13 protein-coding genes are annotated in these 20,473 nt (G+C 34.3%); all 13 read right to left on the bottom strand.

From position 1 onward, the window contains the following. Positions 1 to 59: 59 nt before the first annotated feature. A complete protein-coding gene (locus tag FEM21_RS06290; RefSeq protein ID WP_051627513.1) occupies positions 60 to 1,280 on the bottom strand; it encodes a glycoside hydrolase family 88 protein in 1,221 nt (406 codons plus the stop codon). A 226-nt stretch (positions 1,281 to 1,506) separates the two neighbouring features. Continuing rightward, positions 1,507 to 4,695: a chondroitinase family polysaccharide lyase gene (locus FEM21_RS06295; protein ID WP_051627506.1), complete on the bottom strand. Its 3,189-nt coding sequence runs from the start codon at positions 4,693 to 4,695 to the stop codon at positions 1,507 to 1,509. Between the two features lie 69 nt (positions 4,696 to 4,764). Then, positions 4,765 to 5,127: an L-rhamnose mutarotase gene (locus tag FEM21_RS06300; protein ID WP_035658936.1), complete on the bottom strand. Its 363-nt coding sequence runs from the start codon at positions 5,125 to 5,127 to the stop codon at positions 4,765 to 4,767. Positions 5,128 to 5,212: 85 nt separating this feature from the next. After that, on the bottom strand, positions 5,213 to 7,975 hold the full coding sequence (locus FEM21_RS06305) for a DUF4962 domain-containing protein (RefSeq protein ID WP_081824652.1): 2,763 nt from the start codon (positions 7,973 to 7,975) through the stop codon (positions 5,213 to 5,215). Positions 7,976 to 8,031: 56 nt separating this feature from the next. After that, the gene (locus tag FEM21_RS06310) at positions 8,032 to 8,538 is read right to left on the bottom strand and encodes a DUF6250 domain-containing protein (RefSeq protein WP_160171308.1); all 507 of its coding nucleotides are present in this window, start codon (positions 8,536 to 8,538) and stop codon (positions 8,032 to 8,034) included. Positions 8,539 to 8,733: 195 nt separating this feature from the next. After that, positions 8,734 to 9,588 (bottom strand): DUF1961 family protein, encoded by an 855-nt coding sequence (locus tag FEM21_RS16165; protein ID WP_051627508.1) that lies wholly within the window; start codon positions 9,586 to 9,588, stop codon positions 8,734 to 8,736. A 15-nt stretch (positions 9,589 to 9,603) separates the two neighbouring features. Next, positions 9,604 to 10,692 carry a polysaccharide lyase gene (locus FEM21_RS06320; RefSeq protein ID WP_081824653.1) on the bottom strand — a complete coding sequence of 363 codons (1,089 nt, stop codon included), beginning with the start codon at positions 10,690 to 10,692 and terminating at the stop codon, positions 9,604 to 9,606. Between the two features lie 44 nt (positions 10,693 to 10,736). Next, positions 10,737 to 12,122 (bottom strand): sulfatase family protein, encoded by a 1,386-nt coding sequence (locus FEM21_RS06325; RefSeq protein ID WP_035658939.1) that lies wholly within the window; start codon positions 12,120 to 12,122, stop codon positions 10,737 to 10,739. Between the two features lie 130 nt (positions 12,123 to 12,252). Further along, positions 12,253 to 13,194, bottom strand: a complete 942-nt coding sequence (locus FEM21_RS06330; RefSeq protein WP_035658940.1) for an ROK family protein — start codon at positions 13,192 to 13,194, stop codon at positions 12,253 to 12,255. A 345-nt stretch (positions 13,195 to 13,539) separates the two neighbouring features. Further along, positions 13,540 to 13,878: a hypothetical protein gene (locus FEM21_RS06335; protein WP_035658941.1), complete on the bottom strand. Its 339-nt coding sequence runs from the start codon at positions 13,876 to 13,878 to the stop codon at positions 13,540 to 13,542. 34 nt (positions 13,879 to 13,912) lie between these two features. Continuing rightward, on the bottom strand, positions 13,913 to 15,355 hold the full coding sequence (locus FEM21_RS06340; protein ID WP_035658942.1) for an alpha-L-fucosidase: 1,443 nt from the start codon (positions 15,353 to 15,355) through the stop codon (positions 13,913 to 13,915). A gap of 21 nt (positions 15,356 to 15,376) precedes the next feature. After that, positions 15,377 to 17,263 (bottom strand): RagB/SusD family nutrient uptake outer membrane protein, encoded by a 1,887-nt coding sequence (locus FEM21_RS06345; RefSeq protein WP_035658944.1) that lies wholly within the window; start codon positions 17,261 to 17,263, stop codon positions 15,377 to 15,379. A gap of 17 nt (positions 17,264 to 17,280) precedes the next feature. Continuing rightward, the gene (locus tag FEM21_RS06350; protein ID WP_035658945.1) at positions 17,281 to 20,433 is read right to left on the bottom strand and encodes a SusC/RagA family TonB-linked outer membrane protein; all 3,153 of its coding nucleotides are present in this window, start codon (positions 20,431 to 20,433) and stop codon (positions 17,281 to 17,283) included. Positions 20,434 to 20,473 lie beyond the last annotated feature (40 nt).

A 20,473-nucleotide genomic window follows, 5' to 3' on the forward strand; every position in this document is an offset into this window, starting at 1 on the left:
AAAAAAACTGCCGTAGTTTTGAAAAAAAATCAGAACGTACAACGGTTATAAAAATTAGCTTATACGAACTTTGCTTTCAATTGCTGGTAAGCAAGTAAGGCTTCCAAAAAATAATAATCGGCATAAATTAATCCTCCATCAATTTCAGATTCTCTTAAATAATTACCAGTAGCGTGTTTTAATAAAAAATAGCCTTTACCACTAGTGTTTAAATATTGATCAGAAGATAAACTTGTCAAAATTTGTTCTGCAGCCTTAAAATATTTTTGGCCGTTTTTAGCAGACAAAGGTGCCAAACGTAATAGCCCTGATGCCAATAAAGCTGCAGCCGAAGCATCTTTGATAGTAGGGAATTTTGGCGCATTGTAATCCCAATAAGGAACCATATCAGCAGGCATATTAGGGTTGTTTAAAATATAGGATGCAATATTTTCAGCTTGATCCAAATATTCTTTTTTTTGCGTGTATTGATACATAAAACTAAAACCATATAATCCCCAACTTTGTCCACGGCTCCAGGCAGCAGTAGTAGGGTCGCTGTTACCGTTATTCCAGTCACGTTTGCGCATTTTTCCACTAATAGGGTCATAATCTACCACATGCGAACAGCTAAAATCAGCACGATATTGATTCTTCATAGTGGTATTAGCATGATTTAAGGCAATGTTATAAAAAGTACTATCTCCACTAAATTCAGTTCCCTTTATTAATAATTCCAGATTAATCATATTGTCAATAATTACCGGGAATTTCCAATCTCTTTCCTGTTGAGGATTCCATGACATGATTGATTTTACTGTTGGATTATATCTTGTAATTGCCGTTTTTGCGGCTTCAATAATTACCTCTTTGTATTTTGGATTCTTAGTTAAACGATAACCATTTCCATAGCTGCAATAAATCAAGAAACCAATATCGTGGTCAGAGGTAAAGTATTTATTATCTTCCAGTAAGGCTGTGGTGTATTCGGCTTTTTTGAGAATATTTTTATCCTTTGTAAATTCGTAAGCAAACCATAAATTTCCTGAATAAAAGCCACTTGTCCAGTCGCTTATTGGCTGAAAACCTTTTGAGCTTGAACGAGGCATTTTGCCTGTTGTCTTAACTACTTTGAACGTATTATTTAAATATTTTGTTTCTAAGGCAAATATTGATGCTATTTTTTTATCACTAATAGATGTAGTGTTTTGAGCATTTGTATTATTTATTGTTAGTCCAAAAAATAATATCGATAAGGCATTTATAACCAATTGATTTTTTATAGTTTTTTGTTTTGTCATAGGTATAATCATTTTGGAATTATAGGTCTTTTTTGTTTAGATCAAATTTATTAGTTGTGTTATGAAACCTATTTTTAATATGATTAAAACACTTTTGAATTTGATTAAAAGAGCTTGTAAACTCCATAGAATTAACAGTAAATAGTTTTTTGTTCAGTAGAATTCTATAATTACTGTTAATTCCAGAAGTTTTTAATCAAGCATCATTTTTTATATTTTCCAATGATTATTTTTTGTGGTCATCTTGTTGCAAAGGAATATCGATGCTTTTTCCATCTTTGCAGAAGATTTTTAAAGTTGTATTTCCATTTTGATGAAATAGTTCTAACAACTTATCAGTTTTAGCGGCTAAGAACCATTCTCCTTTTAAAGTAAGCGTAACGATACTTGCTTTATTGGGAGCATTTTTAATAGCTTCGGGCATTAGGGACATATTATGATTCCATTTTTCCTGATGAAAATCAGGATCGGCAATGGTTAAAATTGAAGCACCTTCTTGAACCTTAAACATAGCCATGATAGGAGTATCAGTACTTGATAATGGACCTTTTAAAGATTTTTTTGCATCAAAAACGGCATAGGCGGTAATTCCGGTATTCTTGTGTTCGATGATGTGTGCCGATGCATCTTTTTGCAAAACGATGTAGTTTGGTTTTAAGTAGGTTTGTACTTTATCCGTTGGAGTATTTACTAAAATTTCATATTCGTAGCCTTCATCTTTTGGGGAGCTTCCGTGATCTATCCAGCTTTTTAAATAAGTTTCGTTAGATTTTTCAAACTTTGCTTTTTCGTTTTTATAAGATGCCTGCGGAGCTTGTTGAAAGACTATTTTTTGCCCATCGGGAACAATATAATGTAAGCCATTTTGGTCGGTAAAGTAGCCTCCATTTGCCTTCTGATGAATATTTATATTGTTACCAATTGTTTTACCATTAAATAAATTAGCTCGGTTAACATCAAACTTATATTGAAAAAGTGTAGTAACAGTTGAGTAACGGCTATCATCATTATTGATGTTAGAACCCAAACATATAATTTCGTTACCAATAAAGAAATATGATTTTTTTGCCCGGAATGTGCTGTCGAACAGGGTTTTTTCTTTATCAGGAAAAACATCATCTCTTAAATCTAAAGCAAAAATTCCATTGCCATTTTGAGATAACCCACTGGCAATAACACTTTCTGAAAAATTACGATGTTTACCTTCAATATATTTTGGATCGCCTTGGACAATAAAAGTCATTTTATCAACCGGTAATGCCTTTGTAGTAGCACCAGGTAAGAAAGCCCAATCAAATCCATTGTTCATTTCTAATCCTGTTGTGTTAAAACCATTTTTATCATCTCCTTGCGCCAAAAGAAGTGTGCCGAAGCTAATGTAACGTCCTAACATGTTTTCCCCTTTACCACCTTCAAAATCCCATACGTATTTGTTGTATCCTTTTACCGTTGCAAAAGCTTTATCTTTCCTGAAAGTGAGCAATCCGGAGTAGGGCATAACGGTTACACCATCGGCTGGACGGTTGAAATTTTTGCCTGCAAGGCGGTGTAATCGAACCATTAAATTCAATGTGCCAAATGTCCCCGAATAAGTAATGTTGGGCATTAACATGGTATTGATATTTTTAGGTTCGCAAATAGTATAAAGATAGTTGAACAAATTAGCCATTTCAGGATCAGCTACATCATTGTCTTTCATACTCATAAAAGCAAATGCAGGTAGTGTAAATTTATCAATAGAACTGGTCATATCTGGAAAACGACCACCTACGCCCGGATGAATATTAACCCCAAAAGCGATTTCTGCCTGACGACGAAGTGCCTTTTTCAGGACTTCGGTAGAATTAGCAGAAAGAGCATAAGGCGTATCAGTCAACAGCCAATGAATCAATGCCATTGTATTAAGAGCATTGGTTCCATAGGTATTAAGGTAAGTACCTGCATGGTGGTATATTGAAAAATCGGGTTTAAAGGTATCGCTATATCCTGGTGAAATAGCGATAGCATGATCCATATAGTTTTTAAATTCATCCATCATTTTTTGCTTGCGACCATCGTTTTCCATAAGTAAAATAGTCATTAATTTAGCTAATGCACCGCCTCTGATTCTATCGGAATTTTCACCTTTGGTATAATCTATATTCAGTAGTTTACCTAGTTGTGTATGCCAAATAAGCATTTCGGTTTGTTCCTGTAATTTGTTCTGTGTTTTTAATTCTTCTCTCAACAAAAAAACAGTACTGGCAATAGGACTTACTTTAATTACATGGTCAACCGTACCGGAAGAAGTACCTGAAGCCCAACCCTGATCTAATAAATAATCAAGGGTTAAAAGCGATTTTTCTTTTGCAGAAGTATTGTTGTTAAGTCTGTAATCCATTGCCTGCTGATAGATTGAGTTCAGGAAAACCACATCATAGATTTGTCCATTTTCAGGCATATGTTCATCTCGGATAGAAAACAAAGGAATACCGTTAACAAAACCATTCTTCTTAGTAAGTTGAAGTTTTTGATAGTTAGCTTCAGCGTCTTCAATTTTTTTTGCCACGACATTTTCAATTCCGGTCTTACGTTCTTTATAATCAGTTGTTTGATCTCCAAGAATTAAAAACTCTAATTTATCGGCAATGTGTTTGCTCTCTTTTGCTAATTGACCAGCATCTATTTGTTGTTGAAATTTATAGTCGAGATATTGCTGATACGGAGGTAAAATTTCATAACCGTCATCGTCTCTGAAATGCGTTAATTTATGGTTTGTAAACACCATGTCGCTATGACGTTTGTTAGACACAAAATTGAGTAATAAGAAATGATCTATAAATAATTTTCCTTCTGTTTTTATTTTCTTGTCTGGATAAATGTAGATGTTATTCATCTCATCTGAACCTTTGTAGTTTTCTACTTTTGCATCTTCTTCAAATGCAACCCAAACGGCGCGCCAACCTTTAAAATTCAGATTAACATTAAAACGATATTTTGGTGTTTTTTGTGCTGTTTCGGCATTACTACCTACCTGAAAAATCATTTTTCCAGTTGATGGTTTCTCTTGGTATAACCACATTTTTATACCACCAAAACGCTGTTTGGGATAGTAAGATGGCTCGTAAAATTCAGGTTGACCACCAGGGTATAAATCTCCGGCTTCTTTTAATCCTTTTAGATTATTGATGGAGATTGAAGCCCCTTTTTGCCAATTCCATTCTAAAGATTTTTCTCCACTTTTAAAATGAGCATCAGATAAAGAGAGTTTACTATTTTTTGTATCCCAGTTTTGTATATCAGCCTTAGACTCAAAACTAAGCTCATTAGTGATAAGTTTGTTGGCATAATCTTGCATTGTTTGTGCCTGCAGCGCAATATTACTGATACAAGTTACCAATAAGAGTAGGCTTGTGTGTTTTTTTATTTTTAACATTTGTTTGAATTTTAATATTATTCAAGAGTATAGTCTATTCCTATCAACTATTTTAATTTTCTGATTGTATTAGTCCATTGTATAAATACACTCCATCAATCTCCACTTTTGATCTGCTGTAGCCTTTTCATCAGTATCCTGAAATTGTGCCATGTGAGATTCCCATTCTTGTTGTCTCGGTTTTTTTGATAATTCTAACATGGCTTTGTCGTGATCAAAATCGACTACGGTATCCATAATCATAAACAGCGTTGTATCGATTAAGTAAATTTCCATATTCAGAATTCCTACTTCTTTCATACCCATGGTAATTTCTGGCCATGTAGCACCCTTAGCATGTGATTTTTTATAATTTTCAATTAGTGCTTTATCATTTCGCAATTCCATGGTTTTGCAAAAACGTTTAAACGGGATTTTTATATCTTTTTTCATTATTTAAATTATTAGTTGGAGTTATTAAAATGGCTAATGCTATAATGGACAAACGAAAGCAATTTTAGTTGGGTATTATTTATAATTATTCGGGTACCATCATTGGGTAACGGTCTATAGATTCTTGAAAACCTTTAGTCTTATTGATTAATACGGTACTAAGCGAAAATTTTCTGGCTTTGGTTTTTGATGAGTCATTAGAAGGTCCATACAGCAAATATTCGCCGTTGGCCTTATTTTCTATTTCTAATCTTGCCGTTTGATCCAAGTTTAATTGTCCGTTTATAATATAATCTCCTACAACGATATTTCCTTTACTGTCAGGCTGTATGTTTATAAACGATAAACTATTGCTTTCATCAATTTGGATAACCGCTAAAAAGCGCATTTCCTTTGATTTTTCAGTATTTTCTGCTTTAAAATGAAATTGTTGTTTATCAAATTTTTTGGCAGGCCTGCCTCTTTGTGGATTGAGCCAATCGAAGGGTTTTACATAAGAACTGTCCACCAGAGTTTTGTTAGTTGGGATACTACTAAAAACATGAACAGATGCATCGGCATTATCACTGTTTGCTATCAATGATTGATCTTTTGGATTTAAAGTCATGTTGGCTCTTTGTAATCCGTTAAGTTGGAAAGTCCAGTTTACCGGTTTTTTTGCTTCCAGTTCATCGTAAACCACAACAATATTAGGGCGTAAAAGAACTAAGTGTCTGCGGAATTTACTCACTTTTGGATCATCTTCTTCGTTGACAATGAAACCGTTTTTAGCATCATACACATTAGCGTTTTTCAATACAGTAATCCAGTTAATTCCGAGAGAATCTATTTTTTTGTAAGCATTAGAAGCATCTCCCATTATGTAGGTCATGCTTTCACCATCTAAATAACGAGGAATCCAGCCGTAAGCACTTTGAGTATATCCTTGTGTTTTGCCATCAACCGTAATGGTGTTTCTGGCACGGCTGTGTTTTTGTGCTACCAAGTAGTGTTTATCCTGAGTGGTTATACGATAACCGGTTGGGTAAAACAAGGGTTTTCCTTTATAAACAATATTGAAACTATTATGTTCAGCCATAGCATGTGAACCAACACCGAAAGGAGAGCTGTAAAATGACAGAAATAAGTTCTTGTTAGCATCTAAAACATTGGTATTTATCATAGCCATACCGCTTTCAGGAAAAACTGCTGATTGCGGGATTTTGTTCCAATTCAAAGGAGCTATTTTTTTAGGCTGATGCTGTAAGCGATACTCTAAAAAACCACCATTCTTAAATTGATAGACACTATCTAGTGATTGGTCAGATAATTTATAGGCATAGTTAATGGCAAAAGGATTATTTAATTCCTGTCCGAGGATATAAGCAAATCCGGTACGAAGTTTATTTAACTGATCCCATTCTTCACTACCATCGGCAAATCCATCTCCGGCTGATTTGATAGGAAGAGTATAGGCTAAAGCATTGGCACAGTTTGAAAACCAAGGATGAGAGAAAGTATTAACACCGAATAAATCTCTAAACAAAAGAAAATTGTTAACCATTGATTCCATACTTACATGCAGATAACCCATATTACCATTAGCCCAAACACCGTCAGAAGCAAAACCACCGGCTGGAGAACGCGACAGCCAAATATCGTATAGCATGCCCACCCAAATTTTAGCATCGGCTAAATGGTCTTTCATTACTAAAGAAGCTACAAAGGCATCGTGAAATGTATGCTGAAAAAAATGCTCAGCCAGTAAACCATCAGCAGAACCTATGTTTTCGTGAACAGCTTCGCTTAATATTAAATTAGCTACGATAGAAATAAATTTTTCAAACTTTTTTTTGTCTTCTGCCGAAATTTTATTGTAGGCAATATCATAAGCCATTGCTAAAGTAGACATGGATTTAGAAGCTGAAAAATCCGATTTCTCATACATCTCAGCACCGTTTAATGAAGCGATATAGTTAGCCATTGTTAAGGCTTTTTTCAAATATTTTTCGTCGTGATTAATTTCATAAGCCATTAAGAGGTTTTCTATATTAGCATCAATTGCTTCCACTTCGTAGCGTAAACGAAATTTCATAATCTGATCGCGTTCCTGTTTTGTAGCTGTTGAAGGTATAGGTTCTCCCTTTACCTTGTAGTCTTCTATTTGTTTCTTTAGCGCAGCATCTGCTTTGCTTTTGTATTGCGCTATAAGCGTTTTTTGATCTTCAGTTGGGTTTTTAATATTTAAAGGCTTAAAAATACGCGGATGTTGTGCAGGGATTTTTGCCAAAGCTTCATTCTCTTTTGGGGATTCAAATTTTGGAACGATTGATAAAATTTCAATTTCATAAGTTTCTGACCATTTTCCACCTGCCGTGCGGTAACGCCAGTACCAGGTTCCAGGTGCCAAGGCTTTGTGATTATTGTAAAAAGGCATTCGTAAGCCTGTTACTGAAAGTGTTGTTTTACTGGAAAGATCTTTAGTTTGCCCCAATTGAAAATCATAACGTTTGTATTCATTCAGTTTTTTTTCACTAGGCTCTTCCGGAAAAGTTTTTGGGTATTCAAAATCAGCCATTGGCCAGGTAAATATTGGCGGATTAGCTATTAATTGATGCCCTTTTGTAGGGTAAGGAAATTCTCTGTTACCTTGTTGTCTAACAGCATTTATGCTTAAGGTTTTATTACCATCACCATTACTGGTTTCATTACTTTTTACTTTGTAAACCTCAGAAAATTGATTAAACCCTTTAAAAATTTGTCCTAAGGTAGTTTGTGCAAAAGTTGTTTGAACCGACAAAGATATTGTCAGTAGTAAAATGATTTTAATTGTTCTGTTTTGCGTCAAATGTTGGGATAAATTAAGCATTATCGTATAATTTTTTGGGTTGGATTGGTGGTTGTTTTTTTGCTAATTAATTATAACTAATCAAGAGCATATATTTTTAAGTTCCTGATTTCCTGTCGGGATTGTAAACTTCTAAATCCAAAATATCCCGATGTTAACGGGGAAGGGTCTGTATATTGAAAAAATAATTCTTCGTTTATCCAAAAACTGGATGTTCCATCTTTTACAATTGTTTTAATATGATATACTTTTTCGGCTTCAAGTAAATGTTCTTTATCAGTGTATTCCTTTATTACAGGTTTTGATTCAGGCGTCAGGTATTTTCTAAAACGTGTGGTTTTATTATTCCATCCGCCAATACCTGCATAATATAAAGAGAGGTCATCATATTCCTGAAATTTACCACGACGGGTAAATAAAGTGTCTTTTTTAGGGTCTGTAGCCATCCAAAATTGGTTCATATCACTAACACGGTCATTGCATTTTTGATCCATACGTACAACTCTATCGTATTCAATTCGTATATTGCCACTAAGCTTTTTATTCAACCAAACCGTAACACCTCCCCAAGTATCTAATATCAAAGCATTTTTGTGGGTATAAACGGTAGAGGTATGACCAGGTAAATTATCTATCTCTGCTACCCAGATATGACAATCAAGCGGTTTCGAAAAATCCGCTTGAAATAGTAGTTTATCTTTTTTTTGAGCAAAGACAACATTTGTTAATAGACAAAGACTAATTAGTATTTTCGTTTTGATTAAACTCATGTTTGTTTACTATTTGTAATTGTACACTTTAATATTATCGTATTCACCCAATGCGCAAGGCATTAACCTAAAGCCCCAGTAACCGCCTTCTAATGGTTTGTCATCTTTATAAGTGAAAATTGTTTTTCCATCAATAATGTAGCTTATTTGGTCTTTAATTTTTTTGATTTCACAGTGGTAGGTTTTATTTAGATCTTTAGAAACGATGTCTTCGCCTTCGTATAGCATTTTTCTTCCCGGAGCTTTGCGCAAATTGGCGGTTTTACGTTGAGGTTCTAAATAAGAAATACGGTAATTATTCAATTCACCTGCCATTAGTTCAGAGGAAATTCCATTGCGAACCGGAAGTGTTTTATCGAAAATTCCTTTTCCGTTGGTACCCAAAGCAGAGAATAATACCATGTGCAGCGGAGTAGGGTAGAGCGCTTTAAAATCAAATTCAATAGAATAACTATCTTCTGTCTGGAATTTTTTGTTCCAGAAATTAAAACTCCCACCTAAAAACTGAGCCTCTTTTTTATTTGCATCCGTTTCAGTTGTAACCTTAGCAAAATATCCAGATATGTTTTTGCCATATTTTTTAGTCATTGCCTCGATAATATAAGGCTGATATTCATCTGAATTATTTTTTTTAGAAATTTTGCCCTCATCCATTAACTTTTTTAATAGCTGAAAATAGGTGGGTTCTAAAATTAATTTTCCATTACGAATGAACGATTTTCCTTCGCCTTCAATCTTCCAGTCTTTAAGTTCACGGTTTTTATTAAATTCATAACTGCAAACCAATACTTTATTTTGATTGGTTTGAGAATAGCCTACAAGGCTGGAATAGAGAAGAGCGATAACTAAAAAAGTGTTGTTCATTTGATAATTTTTACATTATTGTTTTTGAATGGTTTCTGTGAAACCACTATGTTCTACTGTAAAGCCATCTTTAAAAGGTTTGTAAATACCATATTTAAAATAAGGACCTAATTCATCATTTTTACCTATGTCAACATTTTTAATATCACACAGTACTTTGTCATCCATCCACATTTTAATGTATCCTTTTTCTAAAACTTCATCTGAGGTATGACTGTATTTGCTGTATTTTATTTCCATTTTAAAATGAATCCATTTGTTGATGGGCACATTGCTGGTAGGTTCAGAAAAAGCTAAAAATCCGGTTTTACCATCTGTACCAATTACTTTACCCACCGGTACTTTATTAGGGTAAGGTCTGGTTCTGGTTTCACTGTCTGAAACTCTTTCGGCGCTGCTACGTACTAACATATACAAATAGGGTGGACGGTAGCTCATTTCGGCAATTGGCCCACCAGCAGCAGCATCTACACGCCATCCATTTGGCTTTTTAGTTTTGATGTTTTTACCTATGTGTTTGTCAAAATACATTGTATCTAAGATTGCAGTCATCTCTTTTATTGATACTTTGAGCATCTCTCCTTTGGGATTGATAAGTAATGTGCGATCTGGTCTACCGTGTATTTGTGCAATAATTCCTCCTTTGGTTGGTGATTCGGCCTCAGGAAATCTGGTGTACCAGTCATAGGTTACTATATCTCCATAATTACCGTGGAACGAATTGATATAACCTTCAAAAATTTTAGATAAGTCATTGATTTCTTCATCAGAATATCCTTTTAGGTTTTCTTTGGTTCCAAATGTAGAGGAAAGCTCGATACGATTAGCTTCTCCGGTACAAATGAATTTATAGACCGGATTTCCTTTATACAGATTTTTTGTGTCTTCGATGATGATACCATTAGGTTCCTTATCTCCTATGGGAATAAATTGATTGTCCAGAATTTGTTCCGGCGTGGCAATGTTTTTTTGTTCGCTTAGTCTCCAGGTTATTTTTCGGATGTCTTTTTTTTGCTCTGCTACCGATTTGTTACTTTGAGAATAACCGGAGCTCATGTAGAGTGTTCCAGCAATTGCTAAACAAAGGTTTACTGTTGATTTCATGATTTTAGTTTTTATAATTTTATACTATAACAGTTCGTTGGTTATTATAATCCGGAGTTAAATTTATCCCCATTGGATTTGCACCATTTTTTTAAATAGTTACGCATGGTGATGAGTTGCTTTTTGTACGACTTATTTAACGCTAGATTAGTTATTTCTCCTGGATCTTTCGATAAATCAAATAACTGTTCTTTTATTTCCCCTTTATTATAAACAATGTATTTAAAATCCTTGGTAATAACGGCTCGGCCATTAATACCGGATAACTCTTCATTATGCGCAAAATCAGTTTGAATAACTAAAGTATCTCGTAGATTTTGAATAGTATTATCGGTTATTTTTTTGCTAAGATCAATTCCTTTTAAATAGGGAGGTTTTGGCACGCTTGTAAAACCACACATAGTTGGGATAATATCAATACCATTACATACTAACATCTCATCGGTACGAGGTTTCCATTCGCCTATTTTTGAAATGATAAACGGAATTTTTGCAGCTTCTTCATATAAAATTTGTTTTTGATTCCAACTGTGACCTGCATAGCCATCACCGTGATCGGCTGTAAAAATGATAATAGTATTTTTTTCGATATTATATTTTTTTAATGATTCAAGAACCATTTCGATATAATTATCTACTTTTTCTACTAAACGATTGTAAGCCCAACGGTATTGACGCCATTGGTCTCCTGTCCAATTTATTGTTGGGTAGGTACGGAATCCAACTGTTTTTTGTTGATCGCGAACAATTTTTGGTTCATGATCAGGTATTTGCCAGTTGTCAGGCAAAGGCGGACATTGATCTGCCGGAGGTGCTTTTTCTAAAACATCCATTTTTAACTCTTCGCCACGAGCCCACTCGCAAATATCATGTGGATTCAAAAATGAAGCTACCAATAAAAAAGGCTCGTTTTTATTTTCTTTAATAAAACGAGCGCAATAGGAGGGAGTTGCGGCATCATTATAATCCAGAAAATCGGTGTTTTTAATGAATTCAAAACCGTGTTGACTAATTTTAGTAGTAGGAACAGGTAAATGCCATTTTCCAACATAGCCCGTTTTATAGCCACCGTTTTGGAAAATTTTACCCATCATTAATAAATCATCAGGCCATTGTCCATCTTTTTCAGATCTGTTGCCTACAAAACCTGTTTCATACGGCATTTTACCACTGATTATTGATGTACGTGATGGTGTACACAAAGGTTGGGCACAATAAGCCTTGGTAAAACGTACTCCGTTTTGCGCCAATTTATCCATAGCAGGAGTTTGTAAATATTTGTTCCCGGCAATACTCATGGCATCAGCGGTTTGCTGATCGGTCATGATGAGAAGAATATTGGGACGCTCAGTTGTTTGTGCTCTACTCACTAATGGAGTATTGATAAGGCTTAGAAGGCAAAGAAGCACTATGTTCTTTTTGAGTATCATAATTTAGTTGGTATTTAATAGACGTTTTATTTTTTGATTTACAAAGCTTTTAAACTATAACGAATTTAAGCATCAATGTTTAAAACAAGTTTTGATTTTGTTCAAAAGGATATTAAATTTAATTAAGTTCTTATTTAATCACTATATCTGATGTTTTTAGTTTCTGAAAAACATTTGCACAACAGCCTAATAAACCTGCTTTATTACCCAAATTAGCAGCTACGATTTCAGTATGGGCAAAAGCTACAGGAATTGTTAGTGATTTGACTCTACGCCTTATTTCATCAATATAAAATTGTCCTGCTTCACTGATGCCGCCCCCAATAACTATTTTTTGAGGACTAAAGACATTAATAAAACTGCTAATTCCTGCTGCCAGATAATCAAAATGGCGTTCCATTGCTTTAATAGCTTCTTTTTCACCCAAAAGATATTTTTCAATGATGTATTTACCATCAACTTCTTCTGATAAAATTGGATTCAGAGACTGATAATAATTGACAAGAGCAGTAACGGAAGCATAAGCTTCTAAACAACCAATTCCTCCACAAGCACAGGCCAAACCATTTTGCTGTATTACTATATGTCCTAATTCGGCTCCGCGATTGTTATATCCGCCATGAAGTTTATTATTAATCAAGACAGCTCCTCCAATTCCAGTTCCTACTGTTAGAAAAATAACGTCACTACTGTCTTTTGCTGCACCGTAGATTAATTCGCCAAGTCCCATTAAGTTTGCATCGTTATCAATTATGATATTATAAGTTGTTAACTTTTTTAGGGTTTCTCCTAAATTTGATTGTTCAAATTCAGGTAAATTATCTCCTCCGCCAATGATTACATTATTTTCGATAACTCCAGGAAAGCCAATCCCAACACCTACAACAGTTCCGTTTAATTGATCAGCACATTGTAAAATAACGTTACTGATTAGAATGATAATTTCTTTTTCTGTTTTTGCAGTTTTTAGTGGAACCAAAAAGGAAAATAACATTTCTCCTGATTCGTTAACAACACCACATTTTAAAGAGGTTCCACCTATATCTATTCCGATAGCGTAAGATTGTGACATTTGTGTGTTATTTAGGTTAATTATAATTACTGTTTTATGTTTTGATTTTATCTTTCTAAATGATAGTTTTTTATTAATTCTTTTGTCTTTTCACAGCTGGTATAAGGTTTTTAAATGTCTATAAAGTGTGAAGCAATAGTAATGCTAAAGTAAGGATATGGATAGGTCTAGTAGATTAGGTTTTAATTTAAAAACTATCAATTTTGATTAAAATAGAAGAATTTACGGGTGTATTTAGAGAATCTATGCCTAAAAAAATAATGCAGAGCTTGAGGCTCTGCATTATGGATTGCGTTGATTTATTTACGGTTTAACTTTTGTAAATTTTATCATTTGAGATAAGCTTTATTCTTTTGGCTTATTTTTTAAATTTTTAGCAAAATCTCTCCAAACTTGAAATTCTTCAGGAGTCAGAATTGATTTTTCTTTGATAGTAACCTCTTTTTTCCAAGTTTGAAGTTTTTCTTTTCGTTGCTCCTCTGTAAGTGTTGCATCATTTTTAATTGCTTTTTGAGTCTTACTGTTTTCGGCAATTAGATTGTGCATTTTCAGTTTATTTTCATCACTCAATTTCATTACTGTAAAAATAGAGTCTCTTTGCACTTTCATGCTTTTATGCTTGTTTTGGGCGTAATTTGCTGTTGTAGCTAGCATTAAGCCTAATAGTATTACTAACTTTTTCATAGTTTATATTTTTTTAAGTTTTTGATTCAAATAATTAAAACTGAAAGGCTAAGGCTAGAGAAGTTTTTCCAACTAACTCTTTGGGTACATTTATTACTACAACATCACCTTCTTGTTTCCAATCTACGTTTTTACCAGTTGTTAAAAGTTTGATTTTTGTGCCTTTAGCAGGAATATTTCCTTTCCATTGAATAGTGGCTGGTGTCACATCTCCTTCTTTAGTACAAGCAATGGCATATTTAGTTTTACCATCTTTTGATTGTGTAAACCAAGTTGTCCCATCATTGTATTTTTTAGTAATTGTAGTACCATAAATAGCAGCTCCATTTACTTTTAACCATTGTCCTACTTCTGCTAACGGTTTTTCAATTGCTTTAGGAAATTCTCCTTCAGGTGTAGGTCCCCAGCTTAAGAGCATATTTCCGCCTTTGGCAACAATTTCTGCTAATGTTGCAATCACCCATGCTGAAGATTTTATTTTTTCTTCTTCAGGTTTGCGATAGCTCCAGGCTTTAGTAAGAGTAATACATGTTTCCCAGGGTGTATTCATTTGTTCTTTTGGTATCTGTTGTTCAGGTGTACGGTAGTTTTCGTATGGACCATGTACAGTTCTGTCAACGATTAAAATACCGGGTTGTTTTTCTCTAGCCATTTTAGCTATACGTGGCATATCTACTTCTTGATTAAAGTTAGGATAGTTAGATCTTCCCCTTTTATCAAGTCCCCATTCTGTGCGTTCCAGTTCACTTTTTAATGCCGGACGTATCCAACCTCCATCTAGCCATAAAATATCAACATTACCATAGTTTCCTAAAATTTCGCCAATTTGATTATAGGTGAAATCTTTGAATTTTTGCCATTTTTGTGGATATTTAGCTATATCATAGTTAATATTTCGACTTGGAGTAGGAAAACGATCCCACCAAAAATCTTGCGAATGCCAATCTGGTTTAGAAAAATAAGCTCCAATCATCATTCCCTGTTTGCGGTAGGCATCAAAAATATATTTGGTAACATCTGCCTTGGGATTGTTTTTAAAAGGACCATTGGTAATCTTATAATCACTCTGTTTGGTATCGAACATATTAAAACCATCATGATGCTTAGTGGTAAAAACCACATATTTCATTCCGCTTTTTTTCGATATTTCAGCCCACTTTTCCGGGTTGAATTTAGTAGGATTGAATTCCTTTGCCAATCCCCAATACCATTTTTTATAGTCTTCATAATTTAAGGTAGTATCACGTTTAGGCCAAGGTTCTCCACATATAACCCATGATTCCGGTATAGCTGCCTGAGTATATACGCCCCAATGAAGAAGTACACCAAATTTTAAATCCTGCCATTTTTCCAACTTCGCTTTTACAAGCGGATCTGTAGGATATTCGTATTCTTTAGAAGGATCATAGATGTCCTCTTGAGCGAATCCTATTAGAGGAATAGCCAGTAAAAGCGATAAAAAGAAATTTTTAAACATAATGAGTTAAGTTGAGAAAAATTAATATTGAGGGTTTTGACGCGTAATTCCTTTGTTTACATCGGTTTCATTTATCGGATAAGGGTATAATTCATGTTTTCCGCTTACAAAATTGGTAAATGAAGGATAGAAATAGTTCGAACGAATTGCTTTTACTGCTGTATTGGTTTCTGCAATTTTATCTGCTAAAATTCCCCAACGAATTAAATCGGCTCGACGCATTCCTTCACCTAAAAGTTCCCAGGCTCTTTCTTGTTGAATCGCTTTAAGAAAATTAGCCTTATTTAAACCTGAAAGGTTGATTTGTGTTGCTGTTGGTTTAGTTACAACTGTAGCTGTTGCAGTAGCTCCTGAACCTTTTCCATCAGTACTTGTAATAGTTACTGTAGGAGCAGAAGTATAACCGTCACCTGAACGAAGCAGCGAAATTGCTGTAATACGTCCGTTGTTTACTGTTGCTGCGGCTGCAGCTGCATCACTACCACCGCCACCTGTAATATTAATAACAACGGTAGCTGTTGATGTATATCCTGTACCTTGAGCTCCTAATGCTATGTTGATTCTGCTTCCTGGTACATCAGCTCCAAAAGCTCTTCGTCTTACCTGATTGATAGCATCATAAGCAATGGAATTTGGTCCTTCGTTTAATTCATTTTCTACTTCAGCACGCATTAACAACAAATCAGAATAACGCATAATTACCCAGTTGATATGAGTATAACTTCTTTCAAGGGTAGCATTAGTTTGATACTCTCTGCTCCATTTGGCTACAGTCCAAGATTCATCCTGTCTGCCCGTTAAAAGAGGAACTTTATTACCTAAGGCATTAATACTATAAGTTGCTATAGAAAAATCTCTGCGTTGATCGGCAACATTGAAGCTAGCATGAAATGGTTTAGGAACTAAAGATCTACCAATGCTAGCAGGATAAACACCATTTGTGGTAAGGGGACCATTGAAATAACCTAGCCAAGAACCATTGTCTTGATTTCCTGCAGGATTATAAAAAGCAACCTGAAAAATATTTTCGGTAGGCTCTAAATCCGTGTGTTGGCATTGATTTTTGAATACTTGTGAGTACGATTTGTTTAAAGAATATGGATTTTGAGCCATAATATCATTAATTTGTTGCTGTGCTAACAGGTAATAGTCTTTGAAATTATCTGGTCGTTTTATAGTTCCGTCAGCTCTTAAGGAATAACCACCGGCAAATAATGCTACTCTTGCCAGCATGGCTTTAGCCCCCCATTTATTGATACGTTCATTTACAGGCTTTGCTTCAGGCAACACAGCAGCTGCATCTTGCATGTCTTTTATAATTTGAGTGTATATTTCATAACGATCTACAAGTACTGATTTAAAATTATCCCCTGTTTGTGAACTTTTAGTTTTAAAAGGAACATCTCCCCATAAACGCACCAGTTCAGAATAGTAGAATCCACGTAAAAATTTAGCTTCACCTAACATTCGATTCAATTGATCTTTTTGATCTTGAGTTCCGTTAGTATATACATTCATTTGAGGTATTTTTTCAATAACAACATTCGCCCGGTCAATTCCAATGTAAAATTGACTCCAAACAGTGTAAAAAGTATTTGTTTGAGGGATACCTTCATAATGGGCAATAGTTCTCCAGTCAACGGGACTAATTCCAGTGTTTTGAAGAATATCGGTATCCGCATCAAAAATCATTGGAACATTCCATCCATAGGTGTCTAGCGACGACATTATTGAGTAAACGCCTAATGTGGCCATGTAAGCTTCATCGACATTAGAGAAGAAATTAGCAGAAGTAAAATAAGAATATGGGGTTGTGTCTAATTGATTGTCGCAAGAGCTAAGAGGTAGCAAAAGTGAAGCTACACCAGCAGCTACAATTGCTTTTAGGGAAAATATCTTGTTTTTCATTTTCTTTAAATTTTTAATTATAGTGAAATGTTTAAACCTGTAATAAATGATTTTGATCTTGGATATGCACTAAAATCGACTCCAGGAGTTAAGGCATTATTAATTACGCTTACTTCAGGATCATAGCCGGAATATTTTGTAAATACATATAGATTATACAGGGTTAAGTAGAATCTTAAATTAGAAATTTTAGAATCTGCAAGCCATTTTTTAGGTAAAGTATAGCCTAGACTTATGTTGTTAATACGTAAAAATGAACCGTCTTCAATAATATCACTGTATAAACGTCCTGTAGTATTTCCGTTATATACAGGGTTTGTTTTTCCTTGGTTTAAAGCTGCTAATTCAACAGGATCAGTTACTCGTTGTCCAGCGGCATTAATTGTTGTCCATCTGTCAGCAAATCGTGCCAGAGAGTTGATGTTATCCAGATTAAGTCGGGAATTGTTCAAAACATTGGCATTATAAATATCGTTGCCTACAGTAAAGTTAAGGAATACGCTTAAATCAATTCCTTTGTATGTAAATGTATTGTTTAATCCACCAGAAAATTTAGGATTTGCATTTCCAATAGCTGTTCTATCCAAATCATTAATTACACCATCAGGTACACCATCAGGACCACTAATATCTTTAAATTTAATAAAACCAGGTTGTACAGCAACATTATCATTAACCACATCAGGTTTTAGAGTATAGGTACTAGTTGTTGCATTGTAGTCAAAATCACTTACCTGGTATAAACCATCACTTACATAACCATACATAACGCCTACCGGTTTACCCACTTGTAATATATAATCATTTGTAGTAGTGTAACTATTAGTCAATAATGAATTTTCATTATCACTTAAACTCAATACTTTGGTCTTGTTGAAAGCGATATTAAAACTGGTGTTCCAACTAAAATCTGCTTTTTTAACATTTACTGTATTTAAAGTAAATTCTAAACCGCTACTGGAAGTAGATCCAATATTTTGAAACTGTCTTTGAAAACCTGAGTTAGCCGGTATACGAGTGTTATAAAGTAAGTCTTTAGAACGATTATCATACCATTCAGAAGTAAGAGTGATTCGTTGGTTAAAAAATCCTAAATCTAAACCTATATTGCTCGACTTTGTGGCTTCCCATTTTAAGAATGGATTAGGAAGGTTATCTTGAAAAGCTGAAACAACTACCTGATTATTTAGAGGATATGATCCTGTATTGTAAATACCTAATGCAGCATAATTAGCTACTCTGTTATTTCCTGCCTGACCATAACTTAAACGAAGTTTTAAATCAGAAAATATAGAAGAATCTCTCATGAAGTTTTCATTAATAACTCTCCATGCTGCTGAAACTGCCGGAAAATACCCCCAACGGTTTTCTGTTCCAAATTTAGAAGAACCATCTGTACGAATACTGGCTGATAATAAATATCTGTTTTTGTATGAATAATTTGATCTCGCAAAAAAGGACATCATTTTATCATCTTCAGCAAAAGAAGTAGGTATTCCGGGAATAGTTCCCATTTCTAATTTATCCCATCCTAAATTAACAGTTGGAAATGCAGAAGAATTTACAGAAAGATCTTCAGAGTAATTATAAATATATTCCTGACCAGCAGTAATATCAAACTTGTGTCCTTTATTGAATGTATTGCTATAAGTAAGGGTGTTATTGTAATTAAAACGGTTTGTGTTAGTAGTAGAAATTCCACCGTTAGGACCACCGCTCCTGATAGCCTGAATACCAATGCTTCCATTAAAGTATTTCTTTGTAGTATTACTGTCTGTTAAGCTAACTAATCCTCTATAGACTAAGCTAGGAGTTAGGTTGTATTGCAATTGTACACTCGCATTAAAAGCTTTTTTAAGCGACTCTCTTTGTTGATTGTCAATAGTAATTAATGGACTTTGTAATGCAGGTTCGCTAGAATTCTCAAAAGGGTCTAATATTAAATCAGCAAGTTCATCATCAGCTCCTAGTTTACCATTTGTAGGACGATATCTTAAGAGATTTTGTAGCATACTTAACCTGGCATTTCCTCCTTCGTTTGTACCTAGTCCGCTAATTTTTTGGGTTGAATAGTTAACAATGGCATTAACTGAAAACTTTTTACTTACATTGTGATTAATTGCTAATTTAGCAATATCTTTTCTGGATTCGCTTCCTCGCATAATTCCTTTATCATCATTAATCGAATAGAAAATATTGAATTTAGTTTCCTTTTCACCACCGTTGATACTCAGTTTATGGTATTGGCTCACTACTGAATTTCCAAAAACTTCTTTTTGCCAGTTTTTACCCGGTCGGTTGGCGTAGAGTGTCTCTAACTCATCATAGCTCCCAAAATTGTTAGTAAAACCTTGCATCTTTGCAGTGTCAAGAGTATTTTCATATAATAAACTAACATATTGGTACGGATTCATTACAGGAATTTCAGAAGTAACCTTTTTTATCCCTGCATAAGTATCATAATTGATACTTACTTTTCCTGTTTTTGTTTGTTTTGTTGTAACCAAAATTACTCCGTTTCCACCTTGAGCACCATAGATAGAGGTTGAAGAAGCATCTTTTAAAACATCTATAGATTCAATATCCATAGGATCTAAAAATCCTATACCTCCTGTTTGTGGCACACCGTCAATAACATACAAAGGTTCGTTACTTTGGGTAATTGACATTCCACCTCTAATTTTGATGGAAGGTTCTGATCCAGGTGTACCGTCACTCATATTTACCTGCATACCTGCAATACGACCTTGTAATGCTTGGGCTACGTTTTGTACTGGTACTTTTGCTAATTCTTCTCCTTTAACAGAAGAAATAGCCCCGGTAAGATCTTTTCTGGATTTGGTACCATAACCTACAACAACAACTTCATTTAAATTGTTAGTTTCGTCTTGTAATTTAGCGTTTATGGTAGTTCTGCTATTAACTTTTTGTTCAATTGTTTTGGTACCCAAAAAAGAGAATACTAAGATTGCATTTGGTTTTACCTTAATTTGATATTCTCCATCAATTGAGGTAATAGTATTATTTTGGGTTCCTTTTTCTGAAACTGTTGCGCCTGGCATTGGTAAATTGAATCCATCGCTAACTATACCTTTTACGGTAATATTTTCTTGGGCAAAAGCCAATCGACAAGTGGTAAGCAACAAAAATAAAAATATAGTCCTTTTCATAGTTTTGTTTTTTTAATAGAAATATGTTTGTATTTCTATT

Origin of the sequence: Flavobacterium seoulense (assembly GCF_000695795.1) — a bacterium.
Taxonomy (GTDB): Bacteria; Bacteroidota; Bacteroidia; order Flavobacteriales; family Flavobacteriaceae; genus Flavobacterium; species Flavobacterium seoulense.